Source organism: Bacillus cereus group sp. MYBK220-1 (assembly GCF_051916445.1).
GTDB lineage: Bacteria > Bacillota > Bacilli > Bacillales > Bacillaceae_G > Bacillus_A > Bacillus_A cereus.
The window spans coordinates 46555-63626 of the sequence record NZ_JBQAGQ010000003.1 but is presented as its reverse complement, the minus strand read 5'-3'; the positions used below and the strand labels follow the sequence as shown (position 1 = coordinate 63626).

Genomic DNA, 17072 nt, shown 5'->3' with positions numbered 1-17072 from the left:
TTATCGAGCAGCAGTTTTGAAAAGATCGATATTGTCTAATGCTTTACCTGTTCCAATTGCTACGCAATCTAATGGATCTTCTGCAACAAGAACTGGCATTTTCGTTTCTTCACTAATTACTTTATCTAAATTACGTAGTAATGCCCCGCCACCTGTTAATACGATACCGCGGTCCATAATATCAGCCGCTAATTCAGGTGGGGTTTTTTCTAACGTATTTTTAACTGATTCTACAATCGCATCTACTGTATCTTTTAATGCATCTGCAATTTCTTCTGGCTGAATTAGTACTGTTTTTGGTAAACCACTTACTAAATCACGACCGCGAATTTCCATAGGCTCGATACCTTCTGGCTCGCCTGCAGAACCAATTTCTAATTTTAATGCTTCAGCTGTTCTTTCACCGATCATTAAGTTATAGCTTTTCTTAATGTACTGAATGATTGAATCGTCCATATCATCACCAGCAACACGGACTGACTGGCTTGTTACAATACCACCTAGAGAAATAATTGCAACTTCTGTTGTACCGCCACCGATATCAACAACCATACTACCAGTTGGTTCCCAAACAGGTAAGTTTGCACCAATTGCTGCTGCAAATGGCTCTTCGATAGGATAAGCATCACGAGCACCCGCTTGACGAGTCGCATCGATTACTGCACGTCTTTCTACAGCTGTAATACCAGATGGTACACATACCATTACATACGGCTTACGTGAGAAGAAACCGTTTGATTTTTGAGCTTGTTGAATGTAATATTTCATCATTGTTGCAGTTGTTTCATAATCAGCAATTACACCGTCTTTCATCGGGCGAAGTGCCACAACGTTCCCTGGTGTACGACCAATCATTTGTTTTGCATCGCTACCTACAGCAACGATTTGTTTCGTATCAGTTTGTAACGCAACTACTGAAGGTTCACGTAAAACTACACCTTTTCCTTTTACATATACAAGCGTGTTCGCAGTTCCTAAGTCTATTCCAAGATCGCGAGTAAATCCACCAAATCCAAACATATTATTTATCTTCCTTTCTTGTTTTCACGGACTCATTTTTTCTTACTTTATATTATAAAAACAGTACGTTTTTTATATCTTTATCCTTTTTGTAGATAAATTTCTACAAAAAACTCATAAATCACATTATAAAACAAAATAAGTAAAAAGCATAGTCTTAAATATGACCTTTTTCCTTTAAACTCACGAATTTATGGTCACCTATTATAATATGATCAAGCACTTCAATTCCGATAATCTGGCCGCATTCTACTAAGCGTTTTGTTACTGCAATATCTTCACGGCTCGGCGTGGGATCTCCTGAGGGATGGTTATGAAGACATATGATAGAGGCTGCTGCACGACGGAAGGCTTCTTTAAAAACTTCCCTCGGGTGTACAATTGACGTGTTTAAACTTCCAATAAAGATCGTTTGCCTATGTATAACTTGATTTTTTGTATTTAAATATAAACAAACAAAATGCTCTTGTTGTAAAAAACGCATTTCTTCCATCATGTATTTCGCACAATCTTCTGGACTTCGAATACTATATCTATTTTGATATTCTAAACGTACCATTCTTCTGCCTAGTTCAAAGGCTGCCATAAGTTGCGATGCCTTTGAAATCCCAATACCATGTATACTAATTAGCTCTTCTAATGTTGCATCTTTCAACATACGTAAGCCATCAAATTGATGTAAAATTTTATCTGACAACTTTAAAACTGTTTCTTCTTTAGAACCTGTTCTGAGTAACACTGCGAGAAGCTCTCGATTTGATAAACTTCCAGCACCTTCTAACAATAAACGCTCCCGTGGCTGTTCTTCTCTTACAACATCACGAATACCGTTCATCTCTCCACCCCTTTATTTGTTCTCTCAAAGAAAACCCCATGCAATTTTACGCATGGGTTACATCAATATCAAATTGTTTTAATTCCCGAACGAGACGTGCAATTGGTAAGCCAACTACACTATAGTAGTCCCCTTGAATATTTTGAACGAAAATAGATCCTTTACCTTGAATCCCATAACTACCGGCTTTATCAAGAGGTTCTTTCGACGCGACGTATGTATCAATTTCCTCTTCTGTTAACTCCCAAAATGTAACTTCTGTACGCTCATAAAAAGTAACCGTTTTTTCTTTTGCTATAATCGCAACACCTGTATACACTTCATGTGTTTTCCCTGATAGTAATTGTAACATTTCTTTCGCCTCATCCTCATTAGAAGGCTTACCAAGAATACGCGACTCATATGTAACAATTGTATCTGCACCTAACACAATGTGATCACTATTATTTTCTGCCACCGCTGATGCTTTTTGCAAGGCAAGCGACATTACAATATCAGAAGGCGATGAATATGCACCAATTGTTTCCTCTACTTCACTTACAACGATTTCAAATGGCACACTAGCTAACTCAAGCAATTCCTTCCTCCGAGGTGACCCTGAAGCTAAAATTATTTTTCTCATATTTTCTCCTTCCTTTCTCACATGAAGCAGAACAATTTATATTAATCGTATCAAAGGAATAGTTTGCCCACAAATGAAAGAAATATTAATTTCTCTAACTAAAATAACACTTCTTTATTGCATACGATTATATTCCTGTCATAGAGAAAGCACTTTGCTCTAAATTCAAAAGAAAAGAAAGAAGTACATGTACTTCTTTCTTACTCATTTTATTATCCTATCATTTCACTTTCTACGAAACAATTTTTTCATACGAGAGTAAACCATCAATAATAACTTGATTTAATTTCGCCAAAGATTCCTTATCCATCTTCCCATCTTTTACTGTTTGTACAGCTACCGACGTATACATATACAGTTTCTTTGCTTCTTCTTGTTTCATACTTTTCCCTTCTTTTTCAACCTTTTTCCATTCTTTTTCAATTGCTTCTATATCTTTTGCGCTGCTTTTTCCACCAACTTGTACGCTAGAAGCATATTTTGCTAAATGAGTGTATAATGGCTGCACTTTTGTTAAAAATGTTCCTACTTCTTTATCATCTTTCAGCAATGCTTTATCTGTTATATCCCAGTTCTTTTTTAAAACGGGGACACCATCATTTTTATACTTAGTCATTAATTGATTTATAGACTGTTCATCGCTAGCAATACCAACAACTATTGCATACTTATCACCGCTTGGTCTCAAAGCACCAATGCCCCCATTGCCTTTCCATTCTTCAAGAGCTGCCTGTCCCTTTTCTTCAGAAGAATAAAGCCCCCCTTGAACAAAAAATAATTTCATCGGATCCAATGCCGTTCCTGCCTGTGCTTTTTGTTTTTCTTCTTTCGGTGCTGGTGTTTGTTCTGCCGTTCCACCCACCTTTGATTCTCCATTTCCAGTCGGCCTTGAAGCTGTCACTTCACTTCCTCCTGTCGTTCCTTGTCCAGTAAGTAAATGAAGCATCCCCATTCCAAACGCCGTACCGATAATGATTGCAGTTGCAACGATTACAATTAATGTATTACTCCACTTCTTTCGGTATTTTTCCACAGACATTGATTTCGCTTTTTGAAACGGAACAACATTTTTCGGTCGTTCACTTTCTACTACCATCCATTCAAATTCATCTTTCTTTTTTTCCTCATACTTCGCTTCTGTTCCATTCACTTTCACTGAGATCGTTCGTGATTGCTTGTCCATACACTCACACCTCACCTCTTATCGTTGTCCGCATCATATCATATTCATTTCATAAAAAAACGAGATATTTGTCAGAGGAATTCGCCAAATAACCCTATATATTTATCTTATATGTATGCATTTGACTTCATTTGTAGAACAAAAAAACTAGATAGCAAAGACTATCTAGTTTTTCTCGCGAATATATTTTCGTACTTCAGAAATGAAATAAAGAGAACCTGTTATGATAAAAACATCATTTTCTGCTATCATTTCAACTTTTGTATCAATTGCCTCTTTCCAATTTTCAAAAACTAATTTTGATTCTTTCTGTGAATATGATGCAAGCTTATCAGCAGAAATAGCACGATCAAAGGCGAATGTTGTAAAAATAATTTCATCTGCAATGGTTTCTAATTGGCCTACCATGTTATGTAATTGTTTATCACCAAGGGCAGTAAATAACACTATTACATTTTTATCTTTGTAATGCGCTTCTACTGTTTTCACAAGGCTTTCGATACCTTCTGGATTATGAGCACCATCTATAATAATATCTGGATTACTTTGCAGTTTTTCAAAGCGCCCCACCCAATACGCTTCCTGTAATCCAGTTCTTATTTCTTCTTCCTCAATTAAAAATGATAAGTATGTTTTTACATACATGACTGCCATAAGCGCAAGTGCTGCGTTTCCTACTTGGTGGCTGCCTTTCATTGTGATTCGCACATCTTCAAAAGAGGCGAAAGGACAAGTGAAATCGAACTGTTCTCCATCTTCACTAGACTGTTTATGTAATGCTGTAAAATGGTTGTCCATCTCGTATAAGTTTGCATGATTTTCCTTTGCAACATTTTGAATAACTTGCAAAGCTTCTTCATCTTGTACACCAGTAATTACCGGTACGCCAGACTTAATAATCCCCGCCTTTTCATATGCAATTTCTCCTAGTGTATTTCCTAAAATATGCATATGATCGTGACCGATATTCGTAATAATCGTGAGAACAGGGTGTATAACATTGGTAGAATCAAAACGTCCACCAAGCCCTGTTTCAAATAAAACAACATCACAGAAATTGAATTTGCCGAAATAGCAAATCGCCATAACAGTAATAATTTCAAACTCTGTCGCTTCCCCTAAATCCGTTTCATCTAGTTTTTCCACGACTGGTTTTAACAGCTTTACAAGTTCAGTAATCTCTTCGTTTGCAATTGGTGTTCCATTCACACTAATGCGTTCATTAAATGATTCGATGTAAGGAGAGGTAAACGTCCCTACCTTATATTTCGCGCCTTCTAACATGTAACGCATATATGTTAACGTTGAACCTTTTCCATTTGTACCAGCAAGATGAACACATTTTATATGACGCTCTGGATTTCCAAGTTCTTCTAACATCCATCTCATTCTTTCTAATCCTGGCTTAATTCCAAATTTCAATCGGCTATGGATCCACCCTATCGCTTCTTCGTATGTATGTATCACGTATGTTTTTCCCCTTTCAAAAGACAACTTTCATAGTTCTATTATACGCAAAGAAAAGAGACTCACCAATATAGTGAGTCTCTAAAAACATTTTTACTTTTCAAGATCTGCTAGACGTTGACGAACTGCTTCGCGTTTTTCTAGGTAATCTTGCTCTTTCGCACGCTCTCCTTCAATAACCGCTGCAGGAGCTTTCGCTACGAAACCTTGGTTAGAAAGTTTCTTCTGTACACGTTCTACTTCTTTATCGAACTTCTCAAGTTCTTTCTCAAGACGAGCTCTCTCTTCATCAAGATTGATAAGATCAGCTAACGGTAAGAATAACTCTGCACCTGATACGATTGCAGTCATTGCCTTTTCTGGCGCTTGTAAGTCTGTTTGAATTGTTAATTCGCTTGGGTTACAGAAACGCTCAATGTAAGAGCTATTTTTCGTAAGTTGAGCAAGTACAGCCTCATCTTTTGCTTTAATTTGCATTTGAACTTTTTTGCTCATTGGCGTATTTACTTCTGCACGGATGTTACGAACAGAGCGAATGATATCAACTAGAAGGTGCATTTCTGCCGCAGCCTCCGTATCTTGTAAATCTTCGCGAACTGTTGGCCACGCAGCTACTGTAATAGACTCGCCTTCATGCGGTAAATGTTGCCAAATTTTCTCTGTTACGAATGGCATGAATGGGTGTAATAGACGCATTGTTTGATCTAATACGTAAGCTAAAATAGAACGAGTTGTTTTCTTAGCTGCTTCATCTTCACCGTATAGTGGAAGTTTCGCCATTTCAATATACCAATCACAGAAATCGTCCCAAATGAAGTTGTATAATGAACGACCAGCTTCACCGAACTCATATTTATCCATGTTACGTGTTACGCTTTCGATTGTTTCGTTTAAGCGAGTTAAGATCCACTTATCCGCAACTGATTTTTCACCAGTTAAATCGATTTCTTCATACTTCATATCATCCATGTTCATTAATACGAAACGTGATGCGTTCCAAATTTTATTAATGAAGTTCCAAGTAGATTCTACTTTTTCCATGCTGAAACGTAAATCTTGACCTGGTGCACTTCCTGTTGATAAGAAGAAACGCATTGCATCTGCACCGTACTTCTCGATAACATCCATTGGGTCAATACCGTTACCAAGAGATTTACTCATTTTACGACCTTGCTCGTCACGAACTAAACCGTGAATTAATACATCTTTAAATGGACGCTCGCCTGTAAACTCTAAACCTTGGAAAATCATACGAGATACCCAGAAGAAGATGATATCATAACCCGTTACTAGTGCATCTGTTGAATAGTAACGTTTGAAGTCTGCTGAATCTTCATTTGGCCAACCAAGTGTTGAGAATGGCCATAACGCTGAACTGAACCATGTATCAAGTACATCGTTATCTTGATTCCAGTTTTCAATATCTGCTGGTGCTTCTGTACCTACGTATACTTCACCAGTTTCTTTATGGTACCAAGCTGGAATACGGTGTCCCCACCATAATTGACGAGAAATACACCAGTCATGAATATTTTCCATCCAACGTAAATATGTGTTTTCAAAACGCTCTGGTACGAACGTTACTTTTTCTTCTTCTTTTTGTTGAAGCGCTACTGCTTTTTCAGCAAGTGGAGCCATTTTTACGAACCACTGTGTTGATAAATAAGGCTCAACAACTGCACCGCTACGCTCACTATGACCTACTGAATGCATATGTGGCTCGATTTCTACTAATACGCCAGCTTCTTGTAAGTCTTTTACTAATTCTTTACGGCATTCGAAACGATCCATACCGTTATACTTACCAGCTTTTTCGTTCATTGTTCCATCTTCGTTCATTACTAAAATGCGTGGTAAGTCATGACGGTTACCTACTTCAAAGTCATTCGGGTCATGAGCTGGTGTAATTTTTACAACGCCCGTTCCGAAATCTTTTTCTACGTACTCATCAGCAATAATCGGAATCTCACGGCCTACGATTGGAAGTGTAACTGTTTTTCCGATTAAATGTTTGTAACGATCGTCTTCTGGATGAACTGCTACTGCTGTATCACCAAGCATCGTTTCTGGACGAGTTGTCGCAAGACGAATATGACCAGAACCATCTGTTAACGGATAGTTCATATGGTAGAATGCACCTTGAACTTCTTTATGAATTACTTCAATATCAGAAAGAGCTGTACGTGTAGCTGGATCCCAGTTGATGATATATTCACCACGGTAAATTAAGCCTTTTTCGTATAATTGAACGAATACTTTATTAACCGCATCTGATAAACCTTTGTCTAATGTGAAACGTTCACGAGAATAGTCTAGTCCTAAACCAACTTTCCCCCATTGTTGACGAATGTGAGAAGCGTACTCTTCTTTCCACTCCCAAGCTTTTTCAAGGAATTTTTCACGACCAAGATCGTAACGTGAAATACCTTCTTCACGAAGTTTTCCTTCTACTTTCGCTTGTGTTGCGATACCAGCATGGTCCATTCCTGGAAGCCATAGTACATCGTATCCTTGCATACGCTTCGTACGAGTTAAAATATCTTGAAGAGTTGTATCCCAAGCATGACCTAAGTGTAACTTACCAGTTACGTTCGGAGGTGGAATTACAATTGTATACGGTTGTTTCTTCTCGTCTCCTGTTGCTTCAAAATATTTGCCTTCAAGCCACCATTGATAAAGGCCTTCTTCAACGGACATATGATCATATTTAGTTGGTAAATTCTTTTCCGTGTTTGACATTATTTTCCCTCCTTAAAATAAAAAATGTCCCTCATCCAAAAAGGACGAGGGACATCGCGGTACCACCTTTATTTACAAACAAATTCATAATTTGCTTATACTCTTAATTTGATAACGGACAAATCCGTCTTTTCCTAATAAGAACTATTCTGTTCAGAAAAGATGCTCCAGGGCTACCTTCTAACATAACTATCTAGAGAATCTCCCAGCTAATGATTCTCCTCTCTGAAGACGTTTCATGTTATACTCTTCCCCTTCAAGGCATTTATATGATTGTTAATTATTATATACAATAGTGTAAAAAACGAAACCTTATTCGTCAAGATAAATTTAAAACTACAGCTTTTCGTGCCAAAAAGAAGATAAGTAGAATCCTCTACTTATCTTCTTTACCACGCTATTTGTGGGCAGTAAGACCTCCACCTCAAAACTCAGCTGAAGCAAAGAAGTTAGATGGGAGCCCTGCTGCCCGTAAACGCCCAATTGGTGAAGGCTAATCATCAGCGGGGAATGTTTACTTTATCCGTTCCCTTGCTGGGCAGCTTGTAATTGTGACAGGAAATATTCTATATTGCTAACGAGCCAATGCGATTGTTGCAAACTCTTTACTCCGCGCAGTTCATTTTCCTCGTTGCGATTATCTCTTCTTTTCTTATAGGACTGGATTTGCCGAATAAATTGCGATGGATACGTCATATACGCAAACATAAGTAGTTGCTCTTCTTTCGTAAAAGGGAAATTTTTTTGATACATTTGAAACCATTCAAACCGATCACTTCTTGCGATTGGATATGTGTTTAAAGACCGTGAATAAAAACCTACTATATCTTGCACAGGCGTTGCAAACTTCGATTTTTCTAAACTAATAAAATAGCCATTCCGCTCATAGTCAAATAAAAAATGATTCAGTGACACATTACCATGCACAAAAGTAATACGCGTTTTCTCTTTTTCTTTCATCGCATCGTTCCACTCATTTAATTGCTTCGTTGCAAATTCACGCGCTCTCATTACATGATGATAGTACGTACAATATTGCAATTCAAACGGGGACATATACCATTTTGATTCAGATTCTACGAGAAACTCTTCTAACATCTCACCATCATTTTCCCAACGATCGGATATACTTGTATAATGTTTTTCTAAATCTTCTTCCGTATACGTTTCTTCCTTCACAGTTTTTTGATGCAACGTTCCAAGTGTCTGAAACATTTTATGGTATTGATCATTGTCCTCACCGTTTCCTTCTGCACGTTCTAACCAAGGCATTAAATAATAATTATACGTCCCGTCACTTAAAATATAACTTCCATCCGTCGCATGATATATAGGTACATAATTTGAAAAACCTTTCTCCTTCAAATATTGAATATGATGCAGAAAGTTATTCCGCTCTAACTTTCTGCCTTCTATTTTCTTGAGTGCATATGGACCTTGATTCGTATAAATTTTCATTACATTTCCGTGCTCTTCCATATGCTGCGTATCCAATCTATATTGCCTCACGATAGGTTCATAGTGATTTCGCAACTCAATATCCATACGAATAACCCTTTCTATTCAAAACATAGCCTCTAAGAAAGGAAGTGAGTGAAAACACTCACTTCCTTATTTCGCCTTTACCCTTGAAACGGGAATATAAATAATTTGCCCCGTATTTAAAAATATATCTTCTGTTTGATTGACACGGTATAAATTTTGTACAGACGTTTCATAACGGTCTGCAATAGATTCAATTGTATCCCCTTCTTGCACGAAATACATTCTTAACTTTGTAAATTCTTCTTCCGGTTCTTTCGTAAATAGTTTTGTTAAATAAAGCGCATTTTCATCTCGCTGTGAGTACTCTTCTTCTTGTTCTTCCTGCTTTTTCGCTTTTTCTTTCTTGAAATCTTTTCGTCCGAACAGTTCAAATTGCGGCGTTGTTTCTTGCTCCTCTTCACGTTCCACAAATTCATGTTCTTCTATTTTCTCTTCTTCTAATTCCTGCTCTTTTCTTTCCTCTAATTGGAACGGTTCAAACGCGTAATCTTCCCACTCATCTGATTCCTTATATGCTGGTTCTTCTACATGCGGCGCCGGTCTATTTTCATCCTCTTGCGCTGAATCTTCTTCTAACTCAGCATACACCGTTTCTTCCTCTTCCTCTTCAACTTCATCCTCGCTTCTCTCTTCATCACACAAACCGGTAATAGATATATCCGCTAATAATTGTAAGCAACCATTTTCCTTTAATTCATAATCAAATTCCTCGATTGATACATATAGCTCTTCAATTACTTTCACTCGATTTCTCGGAATTGATATTTCAAGTGGAAAGGAATGAACAAGTTCATTAACCCCATCTTCTCTTGTTTCTACATAATCAATTGACTTTGCTGGCGATAGTTCTCTTAATGAATACGCGGAATCATCTTTTCGTGCAACATACTCTCCCGTTAAATCTAATTGTCCTCTCACGATTACTTCATGATCAAGCTCTTCTATCTCAACGTCTGGATCTAACGAAATTGACAAAAGTTCTTCGACTTCCTGTCCTTTTTGGAACCACACAGATTCTTTTAATGAAAATCGTAATGAATGATCTGTAGCCACTTCTTTTCCCCCTCCCAAACTATATGTCATTACAGATTTATGTGCGGAAAGCTTACTTTATGAATAAAAAAAATCGCTCCCCTTACGGAGAGCGATTTTCTCTAATACATTACGCTTTTAATTTTGACATTGCAATTTCAGCTGCTGCAATCGTCGCTTCAATATCTGCATCACTATGTGCTGTCGATAAGAATAAACCTTCGAATTGAGATGGTGGTAAGAATACACCTTGTTCTACCATTTCACGATAGTAAGCCGCAAAGAATTCTAAGTTTGAAGATTTTGCTGCATCGTAATTAATAACGGGTTCATCTGTAAAGAAAATACCAATCATAGAGCCTGCACGGTTAATATGATGCGGAATGCCATGTTTTTCAGCTGCTTTACGTAATCCAGCTTCTAACATTTCAGCTTTACGCTCAAATTCTACATATGATTCTGGCGTTAACTGTACTAACGTTTCATAACCTGCCGCCATTGCAAGTGGGTTACCTGATAAAGTACCAGCTTGGTAAATCGGTCCGCTTGGCGCAACTTGGCGCATAATTTCCGCTTTACCACCGTATGCTCCTACCGGTAAACCACCACCGATTACTTTACCTAGGCATGTTAAATCAGGCGTTACGCCATAATAACCTTGGCCACAATTATAAGCTACTCGGAACCCTGTCATTACTTCATCAAAAATAAGCAATGCACCGTTTTCTTCTGTTACTTCACGAAGACCTTCTAAAAATCCAGGCTGCGGAGGAACAACCCCCATATTTCCTGCTACTGGTTCTACAATTACACAAGCAATATCATCACCGAATTGTTCAAACGCGTATTTTACGCTTTCTAAATCGTTATAAGCTACTGTAATCGTATTTTTCGCTACACCTTCTGGTACACCAGGACTATCTGGTAAACCTAAAGTCGCCACACCAGAACCAGCTTTAATTAATAACGAATCACCATGACCGTGGTAACAACCGATAAATTTCAAGATTTTATTACGACCTGTATAACCACGAGCTAAACGTAGTGCACTCATTGTTGCTTCCGTTCCAGAGTTAACCATACGCACAATCTCAATTGATGGCACGCGCTCAATAACAAGTTTTGCTAATTTATTTTCAATTTCTGTTGGTGCACCGAAGCTTGTACCTCTTTCAGCAACAGATTTTAACGCTTCTACAACACGATCATTTGCATGACCATGAATTAAAGGACCCCATGATAATACGTAGTCGATGTATTCATTCCCATCGATATCATATACTTTAGAGCCTTTTCCACGCTCCATAAACAACGGATTCATCCCAACAGACTTAAAGGCACGAACCGGGCTATTTACGCCACCAGGCATTAAGTCTTGCGCCTCTTCAAACGCTGCAATTGACTTATCAAACTTTTTCATTATTTAGCGCCTCCTTCTTGTAACCATCTTGCTGCATCTTTTGCATGATACGTAATAATTAAATCTGCCCCTGCACGTTTCATACTAATTAATTTTTCAAGAACAACTTCTTTTTCATTAATCCAACCATTTTGCGCTGCCGCTTTAATCATCGAATATTCACCACTTACATTATAAGCGACAACTGGTAAATTAAAGTTATTTTTCACATCACGAACGATATCTAAGTAAGAAAGAGCTGGTTTTACGATTAAGAAATCTGCACCTTCCATTACATCTGATTCTGCTTCACGGAATGCTTCCATACGGTTTGCCGGATCCATTTGATATGTTTTACGGTCACCAAATTGCGGTGCACCGTGCGCAGCATCACGGAATGGTCCATAAAATGCTGATGAATATTTCACAGCGTACGACATAACTGGCACGTGTCCAAAACCATTTTCGTCTAATGCATGACGAATTGCTGTTACGAAGCCGTCCATCATGTTTGATGGCGCAATAATATCCGCTCCTGCTTTCGCTTGACTTACAGCTGTTTTCGCAAGAACTGCAAGAGACTCGTCATTTAAAATAATCCCATCTTCAATTACACCGCAATGACCATGGCTTGTAAATTGACATAAACATGTGTCTGCAACTACTACTAGCTCAGGGAAATCACCTTTAATTTGCTGAATAGCACGTTGTACAATTCCATGATCACAATATGCTGATGATCCAACTTCATCCTTTTCAGCAGGTAAACCAAATACAATAACAGAACGAATACCTAAATCAACAACTTCTTGCATTTCAGCTTGCAATAAATCTAAAGACATTTGATATACGCCCGGCATAGAAGGAACTTCATTACGAACATTTTCACCTTCTAATACAAAAATAGGGTAAATAAAATCTTCCGTATGTAAAAACGTTTCACGCACAAGTGCACGCATGCCCCCGCTTTGTCTTAAACGACGATGACGATTAAATTGTAAAGAGTTCATAGATTTCTATCCCCATTCTTTCATTTTATAGATTCACAAACATATTGTAGTAATGCTTCTACAGTGTACTCTTTCGGCACAATAACAGACGGAAAATAAAGACTTGCCTCTTTTTCCGTAATAGGTCCTATACAAGCAATTGTACATTTTTTTGTCCATTCTCTCCAGTTTGTACCCTCAAGTAAACGAACAAAACTAGTAACAGTTGAAGGGCTCGTAAATGTAATAATGTCTACTTTCCCTAACTTCAATGCTGCTATAAGTTCTTGCTTTTTTTCTATATTCACTTTCGTACCGTATACGATTAGCTCATCTAGAGAAATACCAATTTCCCGAAGTGCAACCGGAATTACCTCTCTTGCTAAATTCCCTTTCGGAAATAAAATACGTTCGTTTCCACTTAATTCTTTTAGAAACTCTTCTGCAAATGCTTCTGCAACAAATGAAGTCGGAACAAAATGAACTTGATAGCCCCTTTTTTCTAACTCTAATTTTGTTTTCACACCTACCGCAGCGATTTTAATGGTTAGCGGTAGTTTCTTTTTTAAACTATCTAGAAAAAAAGCTACACCATTTCTGCTCGTAAAAATAACCCAGTCGTATGAATGTAGCTGCTCTTCAATATGTTGAATTTGCCTATGAGACATACCTTCCATACGCAAAAGCGGAATTTCCAATGGAATTCCGCTCTTTTCTTTCACTGCCACACTCATTTGTTTCGCTTGATGCTGGGCACGTGTAATCAATACCGTTTTTCCAGCGAGAGCGTTCATATTTATTGTTGCTCCTTATTTGCAGCAAGAATGAGTTCTTTGGCGCCTTGTTTAATTAAACGGTCCGCGGCCTCTAACCCTACTTCCTCAGGATTAGTACCCACTACTGTCTCTTTTAATAAAACAGAGCCATCCATAGAGCCGACAAGAGCTGTTAATTCGATTGCATCGTTTTCTGTAAGGGTTGCATATCCAGCAATTGGAACTTGGCATCCACCTTCAAGTTTATGAAGAAATACTCGCTCCGCTGCCACTGTTCTTTCTGTTATCGTATCATTAATATGCGCTAACAACTGCAATAAATCCTTATCATCCTCACGACACTCAATCGCTAATGCACCTTGTCCTACAGCAGGTACACATAACGTATCATCTAAATGTTCTGTAATAACATCATTATCCCAGCCCATTCTTTGTAATCCAGCTGTCGCTAAAATAATCGCATCGTAATCTTCTTCTTTTAATTTACGTAAACGTGTATCGATATTCCCGCGAATCCATTTCACTTGTAAATCTGGTCTCGCAGCGAGTAGCTGTGCACTACGTCTTAAACTACTCGTACCTAAAATAGCACCTTCCGCTAACTCTTTAAACGATGCTCCATTTTTTGAGATAAAAGCATCACGAGGGTCAACACGCTTTGGTGTACAGCCAATCATTAAACCTTCTGGAAGTACAGCTGGCATATCTTTCATACTATGTACAGCCATATCGATTTCTTTCGTAAGTAACGCATGCTCAATTTCTTTAACGAACAAGCCTTTTCCGCCTACTTTTGAAAGAGTAACATCTAAAATAACATCACCTTTTGTGACAATTTCTTTCACTTCAAATTCATATGGTAGACCTAGGGCTTTTAACTGATCAATAAACCAGTTTGTTTGCGTTAATGCTAGTTTACTCTTTCGTGATCCTACAATAATTTTGCGCATAATTCTCTCTCCTCATTATAAATACCAAAAGTGGAAATTGGACAAACTGCTTAATAGAAAAATGTTTACTAGCATTACGAGAAACGATCCGATATTCCACTGTACAATTTTCTTACCTTGCAACACATCTGCCGCTCGTAAATATAAACCTGTGCAATACACAAATAGAACGACAAAAGATCCGATTACTTTCGTATCATACCAATGGAAATTATCCAATTTTGTATATCCCCATATACATCCTAATAAAATTGCTAGTAAGAAAAATGGAACAGAAAATAAATTTAATCCGTAAGACATAGATTCTAGCTTCGGTAAATTCCCTAACCTTCTTAATCTCGCATTCCATTTTTTCTTTTTTAATAGGCGATATTGCAATAAATACATAATAGAAAAAATGAACGATACAGTAAACGTTGCGTAAGAAATAATTGCCATACCGACATGCACGTATACAAGTTCTGAAACTAATTGTTCCGCAAGTACTGGCGACATCTTTCCGAGCGGTGTAAAAATAGAAAAAGCGCTTACGCCAAATGCTACAACATTTGTAAAAAAGACTAAAAAGTCAATTCTCATAAATCGATTAATAACTAACGACATCGTAATCAATAACCAAACATAAAAATAAATCCCTGATAATAAAGTTAAAATAGGATTCGTTTCTGAATCTGTAGCTCTAAGCAACATAAAAATAGACTGCAGGACCCATACAATCGCAAGTAACCAAAAAGCAAATCGGTTCGCCTTTCGGTTACTTTGGAAATAATCTATAAAATATAAACTAATGCTACAAGCATATAAAATAATTGCAATATGATAAATAATACTGTTATTTAAAAAACTCATCCGATCATCCTTCCAAATTATAAAGATGGAACGGATGGTGTCCACACTCTTTTATGTTCTACTTCTTCCGCACGACTCTCTACTTCTTCCGTTTCTAAATCAAAAATCTTTGCAAATAACGCTAATTTTTCGCTCGCTCCCTCTTCAGCAGCTATTTCTTTCGCTACTAAAATTGGGTCTTTTAATAATTGATTAATAATACTTTTCGTATGCTTACTAATAACTTTTTTCTCACGATCACTAAGGTTTGGTATTTTTCGCTCTAGGCTTACCATCGTTTCACTTTGGATTGCAAGTGCCTTATCACGAAGAGCTGATATTAATGGAACAACACCAAGTGTACTTAACCACGTTTTAAATAGAACAATTTCCTCTTCAATCATAAATTGAATTTTCTCTGCCTCTTTCAAACGCTCAGCACGGTTTGCCTCCACTACTCCTTGTAAATCATCAATATCATACAAGAAAGAACCTTCTAGCTCATCAATCGCTGGATCAATATCACGCGGCACTGCAATGTCAACCATAAATAATGGACGACCAGAGCGCATTTTCTCCACCTTTGTCATCATCTCTTTCGTAATGACATACTCAGATGCACCAGTTGAACTAATTAAAATATCTGCTTCTAATAATGCACATTGTAATTCGCTTAACGATTTTGCATGTCCCATATATTTCTCAGCCATTACTTCTGCTTTCGAAAGCGTCCTATTCATAACTGTTACTTTACGAGCACCACTTCCATATAAGTTTTGTAGTGCAAGTTCGCCCATTTTACCAGCACCAAGAATAAGCACATGACAATCTGTTAACTCGCCAAATATTTTCTTTCCAAGCTCAACAGCAGCATAACTAACAGACATCGCACTTTCACCAATTGTTGTTTCTGAGTGGGCACGTTTTGCTAATGTAATGACTTGCTTAAACAATTCATTAAAAATTGTGCCTGTTGCTTTAACTTGTTGCGCTTCTAAAAAGCTATCTTTTATTTGACCTAAAATCTGCGTTTCTCCGACTACCATTGAATCTAAACCGCACGTTACGCGGAATAAATGATCTATTGCGCCATCTTGTTCAAAAATAGTTAAATATGGCGCGACTTCTTCTATTTCAAGCTGAAACCAATCAGCTAAAAACTTCTTAATATAATACCGTCCCGTGTGTAATTGATCGACAACAGCATAAATCTCAGTGCGATTACAAGTTGATACAATGACATTCTCTAACACGCTCTTTTGATTTTGTAATGTAGTCATCGCTCGCTCTAGTTCTGCTGCCTGAAATGTGAGTTTCTCACGAAATTCTACAGGGGCTGTTCGATAATTTACACTAACAACAAGAATATGCACGCAGCATGTCCCCCTTCACCCGTTTTATCACTTTATCTACTATCATAATACAACTTTCCTCTTATGAATCTGACAATCGTGTGAACAACCGATTATTTTTTAATTATTCTCCGTATGTAATAAAGGAGATTCAGTAACACTAATAAAAAAATTTCTACTTTATAATGATTATAAATTAATAACTCTATTTGTACGTTACCAAAAAAAGCCCTCATAATCAAGTGATGGAAACTATTCCATATAAATTATAACATCATCTTCCCTATCTTCTTTCATCATGAAGGAAAATATGTATGATTGTTCCAAAATGTAAC

At 37.4% G+C, this 17072-nt stretch carries 14 protein-coding genes and 1 other annotated feature; all 14 genes read right to left on the bottom strand.

Annotated elements, in window-relative coordinates:
- The 14 genes from mreB to hemA all read right to left on the bottom strand — a co-directional run bounded on the left by mreB (position 1) and on the right by hemA (position 16758).
- The gene (gene mreB, locus ACTFRU_RS13975) at positions 1-1020 is read right to left on the bottom strand and encodes a cell shape-determining protein MreB (RefSeq protein ID WP_000466736.1); all 1020 of its coding nucleotides are present in this window, start codon (positions 1018-1020) and stop codon (positions 1-3) included.
- 157 nt (positions 1021-1177) lie between these two features.
- Positions 1178-1855, bottom strand: coding sequence for a RadC family protein (gene radC, locus ACTFRU_RS13970; protein ID WP_001013390.1), 678 nt, complete (start codon positions 1853-1855; stop codon positions 1178-1180).
- 46 nt (positions 1856-1901) lie between these two features.
- A complete protein-coding gene (locus ACTFRU_RS13965; protein ID WP_001226291.1) occupies positions 1902-2477 on the bottom strand; it encodes a Maf family protein in 576 nt (191 codons plus the stop codon).
- Positions 2478-2709: 232 nt separating this feature from the next.
- A complete protein-coding gene (locus ACTFRU_RS13960) occupies positions 2710-3660 on the bottom strand; it encodes a stage II sporulation protein B (RefSeq protein WP_086412559.1) in 951 nt (316 codons plus the stop codon).
- Between the two features lie 165 nt (positions 3661-3825).
- The gene (locus tag ACTFRU_RS13955) at positions 3826-5127 is read right to left on the bottom strand and encodes a bifunctional folylpolyglutamate synthase/dihydrofolate synthase (protein ID WP_440037699.1); all 1302 of its coding nucleotides are present in this window, start codon (positions 5125-5127) and stop codon (positions 3826-3828) included.
- 93 nt (positions 5128-5220) lie between these two features.
- Positions 5221-7866: a valine--tRNA ligase gene (locus ACTFRU_RS13950; protein ID WP_000072250.1), complete on the bottom strand. Its 2646-nt coding sequence runs from the start codon at positions 7864-7866 to the stop codon at positions 5221-5223.
- 37 nt (positions 7867-7903) lie between these two features.
- Positions 7904-8135 (bottom strand) — a binding site (T-box leader).
- Between the two features lie 250 nt (positions 8136-8385).
- Positions 8386-9411: a spore coat protein YsxE gene (gene ysxE, locus ACTFRU_RS13945; protein WP_000350658.1), complete on the bottom strand. Its 1026-nt coding sequence runs from the start codon at positions 9409-9411 to the stop codon at positions 8386-8388.
- Positions 9412-9477: 66 nt separating this feature from the next.
- On the bottom strand, positions 9478-10494 hold the full coding sequence (spoVID, locus tag ACTFRU_RS13940; protein ID WP_140159417.1) for a stage VI sporulation protein D: 1017 nt from the start codon (positions 10492-10494) through the stop codon (positions 9478-9480).
- Positions 10495-10573: 79 nt separating this feature from the next.
- Positions 10574-11863 (bottom strand): glutamate-1-semialdehyde 2,1-aminomutase, encoded by a 1290-nt coding sequence (gene hemL / locus ACTFRU_RS13935; protein WP_000712937.1) that lies wholly within the window; start codon positions 11861-11863, stop codon positions 10574-10576.
- The gene (gene hemB, locus ACTFRU_RS13930) at positions 11863-12852 is read right to left on the bottom strand and encodes a porphobilinogen synthase (protein ID WP_001087065.1); all 990 of its coding nucleotides are present in this window, start codon (positions 12850-12852) and stop codon (positions 11863-11865) included. The genes hemL and hemB overlap by 1 nt, the downstream gene beginning before the upstream one ends.
- A gap of 20 nt (positions 12853-12872) precedes the next feature.
- Positions 12873-13625, bottom strand: coding sequence for a uroporphyrinogen-III synthase (hemD, locus tag ACTFRU_RS13925; RefSeq protein ID WP_149149933.1), 753 nt, complete (start codon positions 13623-13625; stop codon positions 12873-12875).
- Between the two features lie 2 nt (positions 13626-13627).
- Positions 13628-14557, bottom strand: coding sequence for a hydroxymethylbilane synthase (hemC, locus tag ACTFRU_RS13920; RefSeq protein ID WP_001226407.1), 930 nt, complete (start codon positions 14555-14557; stop codon positions 13628-13630).
- Between the two features lie 15 nt (positions 14558-14572).
- Positions 14573-15406: a cytochrome c biogenesis protein gene (locus ACTFRU_RS13915; protein WP_000008991.1), complete on the bottom strand. Its 834-nt coding sequence runs from the start codon at positions 15404-15406 to the stop codon at positions 14573-14575.
- A gap of 17 nt (positions 15407-15423) precedes the next feature.
- On the bottom strand, positions 15424-16758 hold the full coding sequence (gene hemA, locus ACTFRU_RS13910) for a glutamyl-tRNA reductase (RefSeq protein ID WP_000547868.1): 1335 nt from the start codon (positions 16756-16758) through the stop codon (positions 15424-15426).
- Positions 16759-17072 lie beyond the last annotated feature (314 nt).